We start from the raw sequence: 17767 nt of genomic DNA, 5'->3' as shown, positions 1-17767 counted from the left end.
CAAACCTATTAGTTTGCTTGTTGTTTTTCAGCACTACGTAGTGTTGAACTTAAACGATCTAAAACGCCATTAATGTATTTATGGCTATCTGCTCCACCAAAGTGTTTGGCGAGTTCAATGGCTTCATCAAGAACTACACGATAAGGTACTTCTAAATGATCACGTAACTCATAAGCACCTAAACGTAAGGTTGCGAGCTCTACACCATCAAGTGCACTAAGTTCACGGTCAAGTACCGGAATGAGTAATGCATCAAGATCATCGCGCAGTGCAATCACTTGCGTTAATAGTTCGTGATAGTAATTTAAGTCTACCTTGTGCATGGCATTTTCAGCACGAGTACGTGCTTCGATTTCATGTACAGGATTGTGACTCATTTGCCACTCATAAATACCTTGTACAGCAAAACGACGTGCTTTGCGTTTTGCTGCATAAGCGGCTTGCAGTGTTTGAGACATGCTTTAAATTGCCTTTAATAAATTAACCATTTCAATTGCAGTTAAAGCAGCTTCGCTACCTTTGTTTCCTGCTTTTGTACCTGAACGTTCGATGGCTTGCTCGATGCTATCAGTAGTTAATACACCATTGATGACAGGCAAGCTGCTTTCTAACGCAACTACACCTAAACCTTTTGCACATTCACCAGCTACGAAGTCAAAGTGTGGTGTGCTACCACGAATAACTGCGCCAAGTGCGATGATTGCATCAAATTGATTTGATGTAGCTAATTTTTTAGCAACAATCGGGAGTTCCCATGCGCCAGGAGCATGAATAACAGTAATGTTATCTTCATTTACACCATGACGTTTTAATGTGTCGATTGCACCATCCAATAAGTGTTCAACAACAAAACTGTTGAAACGACCCACTAAAATCGCATAACGACCTTCGCTTGCGAGATGTAATAAACCTTCAATACGGCGAATTGCCATAGCAACCTCGATTATTTCGTTGTGATTTGATCAGCAGTGACATATTCCACTACTTCTAAATTAAAGCCAGATAAAGCATTGAAACGTAATGGTGAGCTAAGAAGCTTCATTTTTTCAACACCTAAGTCACGCAAAATTTGAGCGCCTACACCAATGGTTTGATATTGATGTGAAAGTGCTGCATTGGATTTCACCGGTTTCGGCTTGTTTAAATCATCCAGCGCTGGTCCCAAGTCTTGCAAATGATCTTGCCCGATCCAGACTAAAACACCGCGATCACTCGCTGCAATTGTCTGTAGTGCACGGTCTAGATTCCACGCAGGTTCACCATCAGCTTTATTTAGCTTAAGTAAATCGCGAATTGGACTGAAACCATGTACACGTACTGTTGTAACACCTTCTTTTGGCTCGCCTTTGACTAAAGCCAAATGGATGTCTGGGTTACCAATCTCACGATAACGATAGAGTTCAAATGAACCATATTCTGTTTGAATGGTTTTTTGATCCAGACGTTCAACCGTTTGCTCATTTGTCATGCGGTAGTGAATCAAGTCCGCAATTGTACCAATTTTTAAGCCATGCTTCTCGGCAAAAATTTCTAAATCTGCACGGCGTGCCATTGTGCCATCTTCATTGATGATTTCACAAATGACAGACGCTGGTTCAAGACCTGCTAAGCGTGTTAAATCACAGCCCGCTTCGGTATGACCCGCACGGTGTAGAACACCGCCTGGCTGTGCCATTAACGGGAAAATATGGCCCGGTTGCACAATATCACTTGGCTTTGCATGCGCTGCGACAGCAGCTTGAATTGTATGTGCACGCTCTGCTGCTGAAATACCAGTCGTAATACCTTCAGCGGCTTCGATTGATAAGGTAAAGTTTGTACTATGCTGAGCACCGTTTTGGTCAACCATCAACGGAAGGTTTAACTGCTTACAGCGCTCACGGCTTAACGTTAAGCAAACTAGACCACGTGCATGGGTAATCATGAAGTTAATGTCTTCAGGACGAACATGCGTTGCTGCAATGACAAGATCACCTTCATTTTCGCGATCTTCGTCATCCATCAAGATAACCATTTTGCCTGCACGAATATCGGCGACAAGATCTTCAACACGACTCAGCGGCATTCGCTCTCACCTTTTTTTGTCGTTAGACAATTTCTATTTAATAAATTTTGCATAGTTTACGCTGTTTAGATAATTTTGCCTATGATTCTGATTTATCCAACTTTGCATCGAGATAGAATAGATCCAGCTTTATTTATACAAATAAATCATAAGAAAATGGAATAATTTAAAATAAAAACAATGAATTTAAATAAAAAACCTAGCCAAGAGGCTAGGTTCTGATATGCGCAGTTATTTTTTATGAAGCTGCACTGCTTGGACTATCATTTTGTGGGATTGATTTTTTTCCCATCAAAATTTCTGTCCGGATATTTTGAGCAAGTTCAGCACACTCTGCATTCATGCCATTGATCATAAATGCATGACGAGTCATCACATTGCTTGGGTTTGGCATTGCAACAAGTTGATAGCTGTCTTGAATTGCCTTGAGTTGATCATTTTCAAGATATAAAGCAGATTCTTTCGCATGAAGATGCTGTGCTAAACGTTGAGCCGCTTCTTTCGCATCAATTTGCATTGCTTCTACAGCATTACACGTTGCGCTACGGGTTTGCAGCGCAAAGCGTTTATCTTCGCGGTAACGTTTATATAAAACGTCTGAGAGTAGTTGGAAGACAGTTCCAATCATGAGTAAACACTCTACAGCATGCGTATGCGAGGTTGAAATCGCGAGTGTCGCGCCCTCGGCATTAAACTCATCTACCACTTCAATATCTGTTAGCTTCAATTGGTAATGCTTCACGCATAACTCAATACTCTTGTTTAAAAAGAGCTGACAGAGTTTAAAGTACGGAACAGATACCGATTGGTTAACACTGTTTAATAACTGTTTAGGGTCATAAAACTGGATATTGAGTGCCAAAGTATGTTGATCTGCGGACTCTGAAGTTTTCTCTGGCTGTGGGCGAAGCGCTGGTTTAGCTTTAGCTTGTTGCTGAGCTTGGGCAACCAATGTCACCGTATTTTGTTTTTCTAATGCAAGCGCCTGAGTTAATTGCTGAATTTCATGTTTCAAGCGGTTTTCTTCATTAATGCGTGCCAAGTATTCGCTACGGGTTGGGCGAGCAATCGCGCGATAGGCAAGCCATAATAAAACATGCAAAAACAGAGATGCTAAGATTGCTAGCCATTGTGTGCGCAAAATTTCGCCAATACTTGGCTGGATCAGCGTAACCTCGATAGAGCCTACTTTCTTTTCGTTTTGCAAAGCATCGCGAGCAAAAATCTCACCTTGGCGAGTTTTTGAAATTCCACTCGTTGCCAGTACTTGTTTGTTGGCATCAAGAATGCGAATAGACGCAACGCTTGGATTGGTCGCATAGCGATTGGCAATCAGAGCTAAAGACACCGTATTGGCAGGTTCTAGCTCAGATAAGCTGTCGGCCACGAGTTGACTAGTCATGAGCTGACCTTGACTCGCACGGTTTTCATTAAGCTGGTGTGTCGTTGCAATCACCATTAAAAAGGTATGCAATGCAAAACTAACGATCAGTAGGCTAGCAAATAGCCCTTGTCTAGGCGCAATCAAGTTAAACTTCCAAGGCAATTATATTGAAATTCGATTATGATTCTTACAATAGTTGTCACTCAGACTAGAGTCAATTCATGCGAGAAATCATTCTTATATCCTTTTTAGGACCAGACCAACCAAACCAGTTTACCCGATTAATGCAAGTACTATCCGTACATTCATTGCAAATACTGGATGTAGGTCAGGCTGTTATTCATAATCAACTTACATTAGGCATTGTAGTCGCTTCCGATAATGAAACTGCGACTGCATTGGCAATGAAAGAAATTCTGATTTTAGCACATGATATTGGCTTAACAGTGCGCTTTAAACCAATCACAGGCGCAGAATACGATCAATGGGTAACTGAAGGTGGTCGTACTCGTTATATCGTCACGGCTTTAGCCCCTGAACTCACTGCTGCACACTTACAAGCGGTTACACAAATTGTGTCTAGCCAAGGCTTTAACATTGAAACGGTTACCCGTTTATCAGGCCGTGTCGACTTTGAAAAGGATAGCGCATTCCCACGTCGTGCATGTGTACAGTTTGGTTTAAGCAGTGGCCCAACTCTAGATGCTCAAGCTATGCGTGCAGCATGTTTACTTCTTTCAAGCGAATTAAATATTGATGTTGCCGTTCAAGAAGACAACGCTTATCGACGTAACCGCCGTTTAGTTTGTTTTGATATGGACTCAACACTCATTGAACAAGAAGTGATTGATGAGTTAGCGATTGAAGCAGGGGTAGGCGCACAAGTTGCTGAAATTACTGAAAGAGCAATGCAAGGTGAACTTGATTTCCAGCAAAGCTTCCGCGCACGTGTTGCATTATTAAAAGGGCTAGATGCTGCTGTTCTACCTAAAATTGCAGAGCGTTTAACCATTACTGAAGGTGCAGAACGCCTGATCTCGACTTTAAAAGCGCTTGGTTATAAAACGGCAATTTTATCTGGTGGATTCCAGTATTTTGCTGAATATTTACAAGGCAAGCTTGGTATTGATGAAGTTCATGCAAACATCTTAGATGTGCAAGACGGTTTCGTAACAGGTGAAGTAAAAGGCGCAATTGTTGATGGCGCTCGTAAAGCTGAGTTATTACGCGAACTTGCAAATAAAATGGGTATTTCTCTAGAGCAAGCGATGGCAGTAGGTGATGGTGCAAACGATTTGCCAATGCTTGCTATTGCAGGCTTAGGTGTAGCTTATCGCGCTAAACCGTTAGTTCGTCAAAATGCAAATCAGGCTATTTCAAGTGTAGGCTTAGATGGCGTGCTGTATTTATTAGGTATGCATGACAAAGATTTAAACCGTGCTTAACCTATAGGGCTAAGCTTTAAGCGCTACTTCAGAGTAGCGCTTTTTTTATGCAGAATAGTCATAAAAACAAGCAAGTTATGACAGAATTTTGCACAGAAAAAAGGCAATAAAAAAATCTGAAAAAAACTTATTTTGATCCTTAAAAACAGCATATTTTTTTGTAATGACACGCCAGAATTGATGCCATATAGGGAATCGAACTTTTTGAATTTTACAAAAATGTAATGACAAAAGAATGTTGCGACAAAGTATGTCGCATTAAGAAAAAACGGGTCTTTTTTTCTAAAAAAAAACATCCATAATGCATCCTAAGCTTCAACACAAATTATGAATTAAAGTTGTTTTTGGAATGAGGTCGGGTTTTTAAGACCGAATCTTTTTAGACGTTTTCATTAAGACGGAGGTTTCTATGGTAACAGCGAATTTTGCCGCTATCGCCGGATTCAGCTTGATCGCTGTCGCGCTTGTTGCTGTTTTCTTTTCTCCTTACCGTCGTTGGCTTGGTTTTATGCTTGCAGGGATGTTCTTTTGGGGGCTATTGGAAGTGGTCCGTTTTGGAGTTCAAGTCACTTTTGAAATGCCAGTCACATATAGTTATTTAACTGCACTAAGTCTAGCGATGGTAATGGTTACATTTGTTTTGTTACGTGAGGATAAACAGGCACAAAAGGCTTTGGCAAATCGCCAATATATAGAACACACGCCAGTATATGAAGATGATCAGCAGCAATGTTCTAGCCGATAATTAAATTGTTATCTAACGGTAAAAAGGTATGCACAGCATGCCTTTTTTATTTACGAAACGTGATTTTTATTATACAAAGCATTTATTAAAAAATAGCCAGTTATGCTACGATAGACGCGTCTGTTGACGTTTCATCTAGATTGCGTTGCCAGCTAAAAATTATCAGTTGATGCACAAAACACAAGCAATGGTATGTCCTTGCTGAGTTTTGCTCTAAAGTTTTCATAAAAATACAATAGGCGTGAATGTTCATGAAACTTTCTTCTATACCTGTAGTCAAGTTACCTCTCGTTGATGTCAGTACAGACCCGTTAGATTTATTGGTAGCAGGTTTAGTGCTGCGTATGAAGCAATTGGCACGTACTAGCCCTAAGTTTATTGAATTGATTCATGACCGCGCTTTCCGTATTCAGATTGGTACGGACTTAGGTGTTGCACGTCAGATCATTATTCATAATGGACAGATCGATACTGTTGCAGGCGCAGCTGAAAAAGCTGACTTTATCTTGCAATTTGCAGATAGCGAACAGGGTGTAAAAACTTTGATTAAAGGTGACCCAACTGCATTTATGACAGGCATGCAAAACGGCAGTATTAAGATGGAAGGAGACTTCAGCCTACTTGTTTGGTTTAACCAAGTGGCTAGACTCATTCCACCTAAGTTGCCAAAACCAGTTAAAGAGAAAGTACGTCAGGCACGTGCTTTTATTAAAGAGAAAACTGGTCGTTAATCGCCAGATATAAAAAAACTCCCAAATGGGAGTTTTTTTATATCTATGCTTCGACTTCTAGATTGAACGTCACCGGACCATCATTAATGAGATGAACCTTCATATCGGCTGCAAAAATGCCGGTTTGAACTTTTTCAAATTGTGAATGGGCATATTCAACTAACTGTTCATATAAAGCTTTGGCATCTGGTGGTGGCATGGCTGGACCAAAATCTGGACGTAAACCTTTTTGCGTTTGGGCCATCAGGGTAAACTGTGAAACAAGCAGGATTCCACCATTTGCTTGAGAGACATTCCAACCCATTTTGCCTTGTTCGTCATCAAAGATTCGATATTTCAAAATCTTATCAATAAGCTTTTGGCCAATTGCTAAAGTGTCATCACGGCCAATGCCTAAAAAAACCAGTAGTCCGTGTTGGATTTCACCAGTAGTCTCACCGTCAACCACCACTTTGGCTTCAAGAACTCGTTGTATTAAAGCGCGCATAGTTAAAGCAAATTTCTGCAATTAATTGAATTGATTTAGTTTAGCAGAATTTAAATTAAATGATTTTTAAAAGGAAATTTCATGGAATTGCAACAATGGTCTAAAAGCTCGCAATTGATTTATAAAAATATGCTTTAATGCTAAGAAGCAAGCGAATAATCATTGACTATGTCTCCAATTATCCATTCTTTACTAGATACAGACTTGTACAAATTTACGATGTTACAAGTGGTTTTGCATAAATTCCCGCAAACCCATAGTGTCTACCATTTCCGCTGTAGAAATTTAGAAGATACTGTCTATCCACTAGTAGATATTTTGGATGATTTAAACGAGCAACTCGACCATTTATGTAACCTCAAATATAAAGAAGACGAGCTTCAATATTTACGTAAATTACGCTTTATAAAAAGTGACTTTGTCGATTACTTAGAACTGTTTCAACTGAAGCGACGCTTTATTCGAGCTAGCATCGATACGGAAGGTCGTTTGGATATTCATATTGAAGGTCCGATGGTCCAAGCCATGATGTTTGAAATTTTTGTATTGGCAATTGTAAATGAACTTTATTTTAGTCGTATCAAAACCGATGAAGTATGGGCTGAAGGCGAGCGCCGTTTAAAGGCTAAGCTTGAATTGATTCAGGAATTTGAAAAAACACAAAAACCGAATGATCCTCCATTCTTAGTTTCTGATTTTGGTACACGTCGCCGTTATAGCTTCGTATGGCAAAAACATGTTGTAGCAGCCTTTCATAAAACAGTGCCAAATGTGTTCCGTGGTACAAGTAATGTCCTGCTCGCAAAAGAGTTAAACATTACACCAATTGGGACCATGGCTCATGAATTCCTACAAGCTTTTCAGGCCCTTGATGTACGTCTGCGTGACTTTCAAAAAGCTGCTTTAGAGACGTGGGTTCAAGAATATCGCGGAGACTTAGGAATTGCTTTGACTGACGTTGTTGGTATGGATGCGTTCCTGCGAGATTTTGATTTGTATTTTGCGAAACTCTTTGATGGCTTACGCCATGATAGTGGTGACCCTTACGAATGGGGGGATAAGGCCTATGCGCATTATCGTAAATTAAAAATTGATACCAAAACTAAGATGCTGACTTTTAGCGATGGTCTTAATTTGCCAAAAGCATGGGAATTACATCAATACTTTAAAGATCGTTTTCAGGTGAGTTTTGGTATTGGAACTAATTTGACTAATGATATGGGACAAAAGCCGCTCAATATTGTGTTGAAACTTGTTGAATGTAATGGCCAGTCGGTTGCGAAAATCTCTGATAGTCCCGGTAAAACCATGACTGATAACGATACTTTCTTGGCTTATTTACGTCAGGTTTTTGAAATCGAAGAACTTGAAGAAGTGGTTTAAGTAATAAATAGTCTCTCTATTTTGTATTTTTAAAAGTAAGAATGCTGATATCTGATTTTCTGCTAAAGAGTTGCAGAAAATCAGAGTTTGTTAGATATATGCTTATGCTAAGATTGGAAATAAGCTGGTATAAAAAGTAACCATGACGATGACACCTCCAGATTTTAAACTCGATTTATTAATAGAAGCAGAAGAGTTAGTGCCTTATTTAGGCAATGAATATATTCGCGTTGTAGATTTGAGCCGTGCATCGGTTTATGAACAACTCCATGTCCCTCATGCTATTCACTTACAGCCGAAATGGTTGGTGGCTCAAGATGAAGAAGCTACTGGCATTTTGCCAGATGAAGCAGGTTTGCAAGCACTGATTGAAAAATTGAATATTTCACCTAATCATCATGTCGTGGTTTATGATGATGAAGGCGGAGCATGGGCTGGGCGTTTAATCTGGAATTTGCATTGCTTAGGATTCACTCGTACCAGTTTAATTAATGGCGGTATCCATGCATGGTTAGGAGCAGGGCTACCAACCACAGCCGAAGTCGAAAAAGTTTCTCCTGTTGCAGACTTAATTCAGATTGATTTATCGCATGCTGCTCAGTTCCGAGTGAACTATGAAGAGCTGCGCAAGCAAGTTGAGCAAGAAAATGTGCAATTGTGGGATTGCCGCACGAGTGATGAATATAGTGGGATCCGTTTAGCAGCGCGACGCGGCGGTCACATTCCAAATGCGCTCCATTTTGAATGGAGTACTGCACTTAATCGTGAAAATCATCTAAAATTGCATCCGCTTGAACGCACGCGGCAGCGCCTTGAACAACTTGGGTTCGATTTACAGCAACCTGTAGTTGTGTACTGCCAGTCACATCACCGTTCCGGTTTGGCCTATATTTTGGCTAGGCTCTTGGGCTGGGAAGCCAAAGCCTATGATGGTGCGTGGAGTGAATGGGGCAATCGCCTCGATAGTCCTATTATTACTGGAGAATCACCGTCGTGAGTTTCACATCTCGATTAAAAAAAGAATTATTTATTAAGGCACAAAACCTTGTACCACAGCATCAATTAAGCCGTGTGGTAGGTAAAGTTGCTGCGAGTGAAAATCCAGTTGTGAAAACTGCTGTTATTCATGCATTTAAAACCAAATATGGGATTGATTTATCGATTGCTGAACAAGGCAATGCACTAAAATATAAATCTTTTAATGACTTTTTTACTCGTGCTTTAAAAGATGGCGTGCGTCTAGTTGATGAAAATGCAGATAGCATCGTGTCTCCAGCTGATGGTGCTATTTCTCAGATTGGTAAAATTACTGCGGGTGAAGTATTTCAAGCAAAAGGCCAAAGCTTTTCTGTAGAGAAACTCATTGGCGACCCACAACTTGCTCAGCCGTTTCAAGAAGGCGAGTTTGCGACAGTCTATCTATCTCCACGCGATTACCACCGTGTTCATATGCCGTTTGCAGGTACATTAACTGAAACTTTGTATGTACCGGGTGAGCTATTTTCGGTAAATCAGGTAACTGCTGAAAATGTACCGGGACTATTTGCCCGTAATGAACGCATGGTGTGTTTGTTTGATACTGAACTTGGCCGTATGGCTGTTGTGTTAGTGGGTGCAATGATTGTTGCTGGTATTGAAACTGTTGCAACAGGTAAAGTGAAACCTTCAGGTCGTATCGAATTACAGCATCATCAGTTAAAGCTAGAGAAAGGTGCTGAGCTTGGACGTTTTTATTTAGGTTCTACCGCAGTTATTTTATTTGAAAAAGATAAGATCGAATGGGAACAACGTTTTAAAGCTGAGTCTGTAGTTGTAATGGGCGAGCGCATGGGTCATACAGTTTAGTAAACGATATAACCCCTATAAGATAAATAAACCCTGACTTTAATTATTCAGGGTTTTTTTTGATTTAAATTATATAAACGTAAAATATATAACTGTGTTTATATTATATGGAAATATAATTATTATTAAGTGATCTGAAATAGAACATTATAGAAGCTAATCTATAAATATGTGTCTGAAGAGAGCAAAAATATTAATATGATTGAAAATTAATAAATAAAAATAGAAAGAAATATTTAAGTTAGACTTAAGTTGTAATTTTAATTCTATTTGAAGATAAGTGGTTAAATCTAAAAAAATTATTTAATTTTATAAATATGATGTGCTTTTTAGATATTGCACAACCTTTAGCCTTGGCACAATGCTTGCTAACTATTCAGGACCTTACTGTAATTTTCATATTTTTTAGGTTCTGAAATCATGTTAAAAGTTAAACGCCTGACAGCTTCGGTTTTATCTGTACTTTGTATTTCACTCACTCATGCCAATGATTTTAAAGTTTTAAATCAAATTTCAAAACAGCCTACTCAACTTCAAAGTGGCGAATATAAAGGTAATTATTACGTTCCATCTACTTTAAATACCATTACATGGGGTTATTTACCGAATCGGGATGCCAAACCCGTCCTTACCGTTCCGTCGGGTAGTGTGGTGACATTTGATACGGTTTCTCATGAAGGTTTGCTTGAAGACCAAGGGCGTAATGCTGAAAAGTTCTTTCAATCGAAAGGAGTCAAATCTAATGAAATCTTGGAAGATGCAAAAACAATTACGCAGTCAAATTTAAAGCATGATTTTCATAAAGATGGGCCACATATTGTGACAGGTCCTGTTGCAATTGAAGGCGCACAGCCCGGTGATATTTTGAAAGTTGAGGTACTTAAAGTTGAGCCGCGTGTACCTTACGGTGTTATTTCAAATCGACATGGTAAAGGTGCTTTAGTCGGGGAATTTCCTAAAAAAGCAAAGCAAGAAAATGCATCAGCTGAGCACCCTGAACGCTATGGAAATGTCTCAATTTTCACACCAATTGAAAAAAATGCTAAAGGTGAATATGAAGGTGTATTAAAAACAGAATCTGGTAAATCAATACGTTTCCCGCTTTATCCTTTTATGGGAATCATGGGGGTAGCAGCCAATACTTCTGAGCCTGTGCATTCTGTACCACCTGCGATGTATGGCGGAAATATTGATATTAATGAACTAGGCGCAGGTTCAACAGCCTATTATCCTGTTCAGGTCAAAGGCGCATTATTCTATACGGGTGATAGTCATTTTGCGCAAGGGGATGGTGAAGTTGCATTAACTGCACTAGAAGCTTCAGCACGTGCGACCCTAAAATTTACCTTGCTCAAAGCAGGTAAAGATAAAATACCGGGTAAAGAGTTAAAACAACCTTTAGCTGAAAATGCTGAGTTTTGGATTACACCGGGACTTGATGAAGATTTAGATGAAGCCATGAAAAAATCTAAACGTGAAGCTATTCGTTTCTTAAATCAAGAATATGGTATTGATGAAGCAACGGCTTATGCATATTTAAGTGCCGCAACTGATTTTGAAGTTTCACAAGTTGTAGATAAAACTAAAGGGATTCATGCAAAAATCAGAAAAGCTGATTTTAAAGAGTTTGAGAGTAAATAATTGAGATTACCTGAGCTTGGTATTTAAAATATTAAATACCAAGTTAAATTCATTTTGATTATTAATAAGTTTTATATATTTTATAATTGAGTATAATAAATATCACACATATTTATTAGTATAAAATCTAATGCACTCACTTCCGAACGCTCTACTTTATATTGCTGCATTATTAACATTCTGTGCCGCATTACTTCATTTTGTTTGTGTGTTCTGGGGGGCAAATGGTTTTCGGTTTTTAGGGGCCGGGAAAAGTATTGTTCAGATGGTGGAAAGAGGGCATTGGTATCCTAATTTTACAGCTATAGCTGTGGGATTAATTCTAACGGTATGTGCTACTTATGCTTTCTTTGCAGCAAAGGGAATACAGCTATTACCATTTACTAAACTTATTTTGTCGCTTGTTGCAGCGGTTTTTCTTATCCGTGGTCTGGCTTTTCCATGGTTAAAGTCAAAATTTGTCGGTAATAGTGATTTATTTTGGTATATCAGTTCAGCCTTTTGTCTCATATTGGGAAGTTTATATGCCGTTGGAGTATATTTAATTTGAAATGAATATATTCTAGGTGAACTAGAGTGAATAATTTTAAAAAAGAAAAGGGAGCTACGCTCCCTTTTTTAATTATTTTGTCCAACCATATTTTTTGAAAATAGTATGACCTTGCTGAGACGATAAGAACTCTACAAAACGTTTAGCTTCAGCATCTTTTAAACTATGTTTGGTTAAGGCAACACCTGTATCACGATAGACAACCAGCTCTGGTTCAATAGGGATAATTTGTCCAACATCTGGGTTACTAATTCCCCAAATATTAAAAACTAACCAAGCATCATAACTGCTATTTTCTTCCCAGTTTTTCTTGGCAATACCTGTATTGGCTGCATAGGTGGCAATATTTTTTCGAACAGATTTGGTTAATTGAATATTGCCAGTTCTACCCGCAATATCCTCCCACATACCGACTTGACCTGCACCATGCGTAACTAAAACTTTAATATTGGGTTTAGCTAGATCTTTAAATCCTTTAATATTTTTAGGATTTCCTTTGCGTACTAAAATCGCTGCTGGGCGTAAATATAAAGGTTCCACCGAGTCTTTTATAATTTGCTCAGAAAAAGCATTTTCAAAATCAGACATCATGGCTTCAGAACCACTATATATAACATCGGCATCAAGTTTCGCTTTGTCAGACCATTGAGAAGTTGGACCAGAAGTCACATGGACTGCTATCCCCGTTTTTTTGCTGAATTGTTTGGCGGCTTCTTTCATGGCAGGTGCTGGCCCACCAGGACCATACACTTCTACGTCTGCAAAACTATGGATGGGTAGAGAACCGAGAATAAGACAAATCAGGTATGGTATAAATTTATATTGTTTTGACATTTTAATCGCTATAGTAATTAAGAAAATATCAGCATATATTTTTTATTATTGAAATTGGATTAATTTTTGCAACGATATTTATAATACATTTCTTTAAAATATATTCTAATTAGATTTTAAGTGTTTATATATAAATGTAAATTATTTTGAGTTAAATATAAATATAGAAGATTTTATGGTAATTTATATTTTATAAATTAATTATTTAAATAGATGTAATGTAAATAATAGAGGAGTAATCCCTTGATTAGAAAAAGTAATTCTTTTTTAAAAATTTTGTTTAGCAGCGCTTGTTTGGTGTCTGGTTCTGCTATGGCTGCTCCCATTACAGATTTGGGTAAGCAAATTGTGAGCGACAAACCGGGTTCAATACTGTCTCTAGAACGGCAAGATGTGACGGATTTATTTCCTCATGCTGATCAGCGTTTGTTAGTTAATTATCGTAGTCGAGGGATTCAGGGCGAGCCCATTGTGGCATCGGCTTTTATTTTATTACCGAAAGGCACTCCGCCAAAAAATGGCTGGCCAATACTCGCTTGGGCGCATGGCACGACTGGAGTTGCCGATACTTGTGCACCTTCGGGTGATTATGTGGGTGGGCCAGTTCATTCATATCAGGAAGTTGCTTCTAAAGCTTTAGATGGTTGGCTTGCACGTGGTTATGCAGTTGTTGCACCTGATTATCAAGGCTTAGGTACTTTAGGGGCACATCCTTATATGAATGCAAAGAGCCAACTGCATACGGTAGTCGATGCAGTGCGTGCATTACATTTGCTTAAGCCCAAAAATTTTAATAAACAATGGTTGGTGATGGGGCACAGTCAAGGCGGAGCTGCGGCAATTGCAGTGTCTGCCTATGGTCAAAACGATGCACCTGAACTAGATTTAAAAGGGGCCATCGCTCTTGCGCCAGGCGGTTATCAATATGAAGGTATTGCGGAATATGTGAAAACTAATCCGAACCCAGAACCTAGTGTGGCTGCTTTTTTCCCGATTGTGTTATTAGGAGCACAAGCAGCTGAACCAAGCATTGTTCCTGAAAACTTAGTCAGTTCGGAAATGAACACTGTGCTAACTCAGGCACGCAGTCGCTGTTTGTCTGAACTTCAATCTGATATGAAGAAATCTCCTGCGAGCATATTTAAAGCCGATGCAGACTTAAAACCTCTTTTGGCTTATCTAAAACAACAGTCCATTGAAAATATGGTTCCTACCGTACCATTAATGATTGTTCAGGGTTCTAAAGATCATTTAGTCGACCCTAGAGGCACATCTGCTTATTATCAGCAGCTATGTAAATTAAAAAAACCAACTATATATCAAACGATTGATGGCGGAGATCACCGCGATGCATTACGCCAGAGCAATACGTTTGCCACTAACTTTTTAAATGTCATAGAGAAAAACCAGAGCAAATCGTATTGCTCTACTTTTAAGTAAATTGGTTTAACTAATACAAAAAAGCCGACTTTTCATAAGTCGGCTTTTTATATGTACAAAGGATAATTTTAGGTCATGTTATATAGTCTTTCTTTCGGAAAAACTGCGGTAAATGTTGATCCTTCGTTTTCTTTAGACTGCACATCTAAATACGCGCCGTGTTGCATCAGCACGTGTTTTACAATCGCAAGACCTAAACCTGTACCACCTGTTTGGCGACTACGGTCACTGTCAACACGATAGAAGCGTTCAGTTAGTCGTGGCAAATGTTTAGGGTTAATTCCAATGCCTGTGTCTTGCACACTAAAGTAAGCATGTTCACCATCATCATGCCAACCGATGGTAATAGTTCCGCCTTTTGGTGTGTACTTGATAGCATTGGTAATTAAATTACTAAACGCACTGGCAATTTCCATGTCTGAACCAATCAGGTCACAGTGGCTATCAATGTGTAAATTGAGCGTGTGTCCATAATCGGCATTGTAGGCCTGAGCATCATCAAACAATTGATTCATTAAACTCGGCATTTCAATAATCTGGTTTTTTGCGATTTTCTTATTATTTTCTAAATTCGATAACAGTAGTAAATCATTGACCAACGCATTCATACGCTTGGTTTGTGATTGCATCTGATCAAATGCACGTTTCCAGCGTGGGCTAATATCTTCCTGATCGGTAAAGGTTTCGATATAACCACTGAGCACCGTTAATGGCGTACGAAGTTCATGCGAAATATTATCGACGAAGTCTTTACGCATTTGCTCAAGGTTGTGCATACGAGTCACGTCGTAAGCCACCAATAAGCGACTTTCTCCACCAAATCGTGTGAGCTTAACCTGTACATATCGGTCATCATCAAAATTTGAGTGAAGCTTAATCCCGTCGGGTGCCTGATCAATATTGTTAAAATATTCAATAAAGGTCGGCTGACGTAAAATCGTTAATAAGTTACGACCACGATCGAGAGGGCTGATCCCTAGCAAGCGTTCGGCAGCAGGGTTCCACCATTCGATTTGATGTTGGTCATCAATTAAAACAACGGCTTCAGCAAGCGCAACTAACGAAGACTGAGCTCGATCAATTAAACCGACCATTTCCGCCTGAACAATTCGTTCTTGGCGCTGAGCACGGTAGACATTAAATAATAATGCCCCCCAAATCCCATTAAGATTTGGAGGAACGTCATAAGGTTTATTCGCAATCCAGTCATTGACCAGATATAAAGAACGCAACTGGAGTGTAAAAAACACCACGAAGGCGATAAAAATACAGCTCCAGAAATACCCAAGGCCTAAACCGACTAAACCGGCAATAATTAGAAAAAATAATAAGAGCCGTAAATCTTGTTTGGCGAACGTCCATAAACTACTGTAGCGGGAAAGCTTTTGTTCACGTACCTGTTCGGGGACGGGGTAGGGTTCATACATAAATCTTGGTTAACCTGCGGCTAAATCTGCACGTGTTGAGAAACGGTAGCCAGTTCCACGCACAGTCTGAACAAATCGGTCTACACCAAAAGGTTCTAAAACTTTACGCAAACGGCGAATGTGCACATCGATAGTGCGGTCTTCGATATATACATTACCGCCCCACACCTGATCGAGCAACTGGGCACGTGTATATGCACGCTCTGGATGGGTCATAAAAAATGCAAGTAAGCGATATTCAGTTGGACCCATATCTAAAATGCTGTTGCCAAAGCTAACACGTTGGCTTACAGGATCAAGAATTAAGCCATTGGCATCAATAGTTTTTTCGCCACTTAATGCATTAGCACGACGCAGAACTGCCTTGATACGTGAAACCAGTTCACGTGTTGAAAAAGGCTTAGTCATGTAGTCATCTGCACCTGCGTCAAGACCTTGTACTTTGTGGTCTTCTTCTCCGCGAGCAGTCAACATAATCACTGGAATTTCTGCTAAGTTCTCATCGCGTTTTAAGCGGCGACATAAATCGACACCACTTACGCCTCCAGGTAACATCCAATCAAGCAAGATAAGCGCCGGACGTTGGTCGACGATAATTTGATGAGCCTGTTTGGCATCTTCTGCCTGTAAACACTGAAAGCCTGCCATGTCCAAAGAAGTATGGATCATTTCGCGAATAGGAAGCTCATCATCGACAATTAAAATATAGTCATCTTTCACAGCGCAATATCCTATAGATTTAACGGTGAACCGTTTTGTAGTTATGACAGGCTTATTACAAAGATTAATTATGACAATTTCATTGCAGAAAAGTCTATAAAATTAAATTTAGCAATAATTTGTGACAAAACCAAGGCAAAGGTATGACCAAATTGTGACATGAAAGCTTTAATTTTCTTAAAATCATTCAATAGGTTATCACTTGAATAGCTTAACTGGTTTAGCGTATTTATGTCTGTCAAAAAACTTTAATATTATTTTGAAACTTGCGCTAATAAAGATAAGAAAACGATACGGCATGCGGTTAAAACCTGCTCAAGAGACTGTTCAAACCCTCCCATGACCCATCGAATCGCAATTTGAGTGACGTATCCATTCAAACCAGTTGCGATTAAAGAAAGCTCATTTTCGTGGTGTTGAATTTGCGGCATGGTCAGCATAACAAAGGCTTGAATCATGCGATCAAATTGCGCAAGTGTTTCTTGAATAGTGGCCTGATTATGTAACTCTTGTACCAAAACTGCGTCGACATAGACAATACGAGCTAATCTTGGGTCGTCTTTTAATGTTGTCAGCAGTGCTCTTAAACCAGCATCGACCATTTTTTCTGGATCGGGGGTAGCTTTAATCACGGCTTGCATTAAGTTCTGCTGTAATTCTTCAATCATTTTTAAAAAGATTGTTTGGAATAAATCTTCACTCTTTTTAAATGATTCATAAAAATAACGTTCTGTGAGTTTTGCCTCTTGGCATACATCTTTTACCGTCACGGAAAAAAAACCGAGTGTTCCGTAGGTCGCAATACCTGCTTCAATCAATTTTTCACGGCGCGCCTCTTTACGTTCAGATAGAGATAACCCTTTGAACTGACGTTCTTTACTCACACTTTTTGTTTTCTTTTTACTGGTTGAGTCGTTAGTCGCCATAAATAAGTCGTTTCCTAAAGAATGGTTTCCTAATTTATAGGTTTTGGCCAAATATGCTTACTATGATAAAGCCCTCAGAAGAATTGTGCCATTCTATCTGAAATTACAGTGTACTATATTGACAATGGATATTGTCAAAATTAT

General features: G+C 39.2%; 18 protein-coding genes. 9 read left to right on the top strand and 9 right to left on the bottom strand.

Annotated features, from left to right (window positions below; all coding sequences use genetic code 11):
* Positions 1 to 8 precede the first annotated feature (8 nt).
* From nusB to F968_RS03225, 4 genes are all read right to left on the bottom strand, one after another.
* A complete protein-coding gene (nusB, locus tag F968_RS03240) occupies positions 9 to 458 on the bottom strand; it encodes a transcription antitermination factor NusB (RefSeq protein WP_004790142.1) in 450 nt (149 codons plus the stop codon).
* Positions 459 to 461: 3 nt separating this feature from the next.
* Positions 462 to 932, bottom strand: a complete 471-nt coding sequence (ribE, locus tag F968_RS03235; RefSeq protein WP_002119264.1) for a 6,7-dimethyl-8-ribityllumazine synthase — start codon at positions 930 to 932, stop codon at positions 462 to 464.
* Positions 933 to 943: 11 nt separating this feature from the next.
* Positions 944 to 2065: a bifunctional 3,4-dihydroxy-2-butanone-4-phosphate synthase/GTP cyclohydrolase II gene (gene ribBA / locus F968_RS03230; protein WP_003654193.1), complete on the bottom strand. Its 1122-nt coding sequence runs from the start codon at positions 2063 to 2065 to the stop codon at positions 944 to 946.
* A gap of 238 nt (positions 2066 to 2303) precedes the next feature.
* Positions 2304 to 3611, bottom strand: a complete 1308-nt coding sequence (locus tag F968_RS03225; protein ID WP_081399455.1) for a hypothetical protein — start codon at positions 3609 to 3611, stop codon at positions 2304 to 2306.
* 59 nt (positions 3612 to 3670) lie between these two features.
* Between F968_RS03225 and serB the strand changes: the two genes are divergently transcribed.
* From serB to F968_RS03205, 3 genes are all read left to right on the top strand, one after another.
* Positions 3671 to 4894, top strand: a complete 1224-nt coding sequence (gene serB / locus F968_RS03220) for a phosphoserine phosphatase SerB (protein WP_004790139.1) — start codon at positions 3671 to 3673, stop codon at positions 4892 to 4894.
* 409 nt (positions 4895 to 5303) lie between these two features.
* Positions 5304 to 5639, top strand: a complete 336-nt coding sequence (gene aciT, locus F968_RS03210; protein WP_004704819.1) for a ciprofloxacin tolerance protein AciT — start codon at positions 5304 to 5306, stop codon at positions 5637 to 5639.
* 251 nt (positions 5640 to 5890) lie between these two features.
* Positions 5891 to 6370, top strand: coding sequence for a hypothetical protein (locus F968_RS03205; RefSeq protein WP_034596105.1), 480 nt, complete (start codon positions 5891 to 5893; stop codon positions 6368 to 6370).
* A gap of 43 nt (positions 6371 to 6413) precedes the next feature.
* Here the strand turns inward: F968_RS03205 and dtd are convergent, their stop codons facing one another.
* Positions 6414 to 6857: a D-aminoacyl-tRNA deacylase gene (gene dtd, locus F968_RS03200; protein ID WP_004790134.1), complete on the bottom strand. Its 444-nt coding sequence runs from the start codon at positions 6855 to 6857 to the stop codon at positions 6414 to 6416.
* A 168-nt stretch (positions 6858 to 7025) separates the two neighbouring features.
* On the opposite strand from dtd, the gene pncB reads away from it, so the two are divergent.
* The 5 genes from pncB to F968_RS03175 all read left to right on the top strand — a co-directional run bounded on the left by pncB (position 7026) and on the right by F968_RS03175 (position 12276).
* Positions 7026 to 8240 (top strand): nicotinate phosphoribosyltransferase, encoded by a 1215-nt coding sequence (pncB, locus tag F968_RS03195; RefSeq protein ID WP_004790131.1) that lies wholly within the window; start codon positions 7026 to 7028, stop codon positions 8238 to 8240.
* Between the two features lie 148 nt (positions 8241 to 8388).
* A complete protein-coding gene (locus F968_RS03190; RefSeq protein WP_034596127.1) occupies positions 8389 to 9237 on the top strand; it encodes a sulfurtransferase in 849 nt (282 codons plus the stop codon).
* Positions 9234 to 10085, top strand: coding sequence for an archaetidylserine decarboxylase (gene asd, locus F968_RS03185; RefSeq protein ID WP_004790127.1), 852 nt, complete (start codon positions 9234 to 9236; stop codon positions 10083 to 10085). Before F968_RS03190 ends, asd begins: the two co-directional genes overlap by 4 nt.
* A 420-nt stretch (positions 10086 to 10505) precedes the next feature.
* Positions 10506 to 11726, top strand: a complete 1221-nt coding sequence (locus F968_RS03180) for an acetamidase/formamidase family protein (protein ID WP_004790124.1) — start codon at positions 10506 to 10508, stop codon at positions 11724 to 11726.
* A 130-nt stretch (positions 11727 to 11856) separates the two neighbouring features.
* Positions 11857 to 12276 carry a hypothetical protein gene (locus F968_RS03175; protein ID WP_004790123.1) on the top strand — a complete coding sequence of 140 codons (420 nt, stop codon included), beginning with the start codon at positions 11857 to 11859 and terminating at the stop codon, positions 12274 to 12276.
* Between the two features lie 72 nt (positions 12277 to 12348).
* Here F968_RS03175 and F968_RS03170 read toward each other — a convergent pair whose 3' ends face one another.
* On the bottom strand, positions 12349 to 13110 hold the full coding sequence (locus F968_RS03170) for an AcfC family putative adhesin (RefSeq protein WP_004790122.1): 762 nt from the start codon (positions 13108 to 13110) through the stop codon (positions 12349 to 12351).
* Positions 13111 to 13353: 243 nt separating this feature from the next.
* Here F968_RS03170 and F968_RS03165 point away from each other — a divergent pair, with 243 nt between their 5' ends.
* On the top strand, positions 13354 to 14550 hold the full coding sequence (locus F968_RS03165; RefSeq protein WP_004790121.1) for an alpha/beta fold hydrolase: 1197 nt from the start codon (positions 13354 to 13356) through the stop codon (positions 14548 to 14550).
* 68 nt (positions 14551 to 14618) lie between these two features.
* Here F968_RS03165 and phoR read toward each other — a convergent pair whose 3' ends face one another.
* The 3 genes from phoR to F968_RS03150 all read right to left on the bottom strand — a co-directional run bounded on the left by phoR (position 14619) and on the right by F968_RS03150 (position 17623).
* Positions 14619 to 15977, bottom strand: a complete 1359-nt coding sequence (gene phoR / locus F968_RS03160; protein ID WP_004790120.1) for a phosphate regulon sensor histidine kinase PhoR — start codon at positions 15975 to 15977, stop codon at positions 14619 to 14621.
* Positions 15978 to 15986: 9 nt separating this feature from the next.
* Positions 15987 to 16697, bottom strand: a complete 711-nt coding sequence (phoB, locus tag F968_RS03155) for a phosphate regulon transcriptional regulator PhoB (protein ID WP_000650776.1) — start codon at positions 16695 to 16697, stop codon at positions 15987 to 15989.
* A gap of 254 nt (positions 16698 to 16951) precedes the next feature.
* Entirely contained in the window at positions 16952 to 17623 is a 672-nt protein-coding gene (locus F968_RS03150) for a TetR/AcrR family transcriptional regulator (RefSeq protein ID WP_004790119.1), read from the bottom strand.
* Positions 17624 to 17767: the final 144 nt, after the last annotated feature.

This window comes from Acinetobacter sp. NIPH 817 (assembly GCF_000368405.1).
GTDB lineage: Bacteria > Pseudomonadota > Gammaproteobacteria > Pseudomonadales > Moraxellaceae > Acinetobacter.
This window is presented reverse-complemented; position numbering and strand designations above follow the sequence as displayed.

What these genes read in the sequence shown, in the direction of transcription:
- nusB (WP_004790142.1), bottom strand. Translation starts at nt 458, where the DNA reads ATGTCTCAAACACTGCAAGCCGCTTATGCAGCAAAACGCAAAGCACGT.
- ribE (WP_002119264.1), bottom strand. Translation starts at nt 932, where the DNA reads ATGGCAATTCGCCGTATTGAAGGTTTATTACATCTCGCAAGCGAAGGT.
- ribBA (WP_003654193.1), bottom strand. Translation starts at nt 2,065, where the DNA reads ATGCCGCTGAGTCGTGTTGAAGATCTTGTCGCCGATATTCGTGCAGGC.
- serB (WP_004790139.1), top strand. Translation starts at nt 3,671, where the DNA reads ATGCGAGAAATCATTCTTATATCCTTTTTAGGACCAGACCAACCAAAC.
- aciT (WP_004704819.1), top strand. Translation starts at nt 5,304, where the DNA reads ATGGTAACAGCGAATTTTGCCGCTATCGCCGGATTCAGCTTGATCGCT.
- F968_RS03205 (WP_034596105.1), top strand. Translation starts at nt 5,891, where the DNA reads ATGAAACTTTCTTCTATACCTGTAGTCAAGTTACCTCTCGTTGATGTC.
- dtd (WP_004790134.1), bottom strand. Translation starts at nt 6,857, where the DNA reads ATGCGCGCTTTAATACAACGAGTTCTTGAAGCCAAAGTGGTGGTTGAC.
- pncB (WP_004790131.1), top strand. Translation starts at nt 7,026, where the DNA reads ATGTCTCCAATTATCCATTCTTTACTAGATACAGACTTGTACAAATTT.
- F968_RS03190 (WP_034596127.1), top strand. Translation starts at nt 8,389, where the DNA reads ATGACACCTCCAGATTTTAAACTCGATTTATTAATAGAAGCAGAAGAG.
- F968_RS03180 (WP_004790124.1), top strand. Translation starts at nt 10,506, where the DNA reads ATGTTAAAAGTTAAACGCCTGACAGCTTCGGTTTTATCTGTACTTTGT.
- F968_RS03175 (WP_004790123.1), top strand. Translation starts at nt 11,857, where the DNA reads ATGCACTCACTTCCGAACGCTCTACTTTATATTGCTGCATTATTAACA.
- F968_RS03170 (WP_004790122.1), bottom strand. Translation starts at nt 13,110, where the DNA reads ATGTCAAAACAATATAAATTTATACCATACCTGATTTGTCTTATTCTC.
- phoR (WP_004790120.1), bottom strand. Translation starts at nt 15,977, where the DNA reads ATGTATGAACCCTACCCCGTCCCCGAACAGGTACGTGAACAAAAGCTT.
- F968_RS03150 (WP_004790119.1), bottom strand. Translation starts at nt 17,623, where the DNA reads ATGGCGACTAACGACTCAACCAGTAAAAAGAAAACAAAAAGTGTGAGT.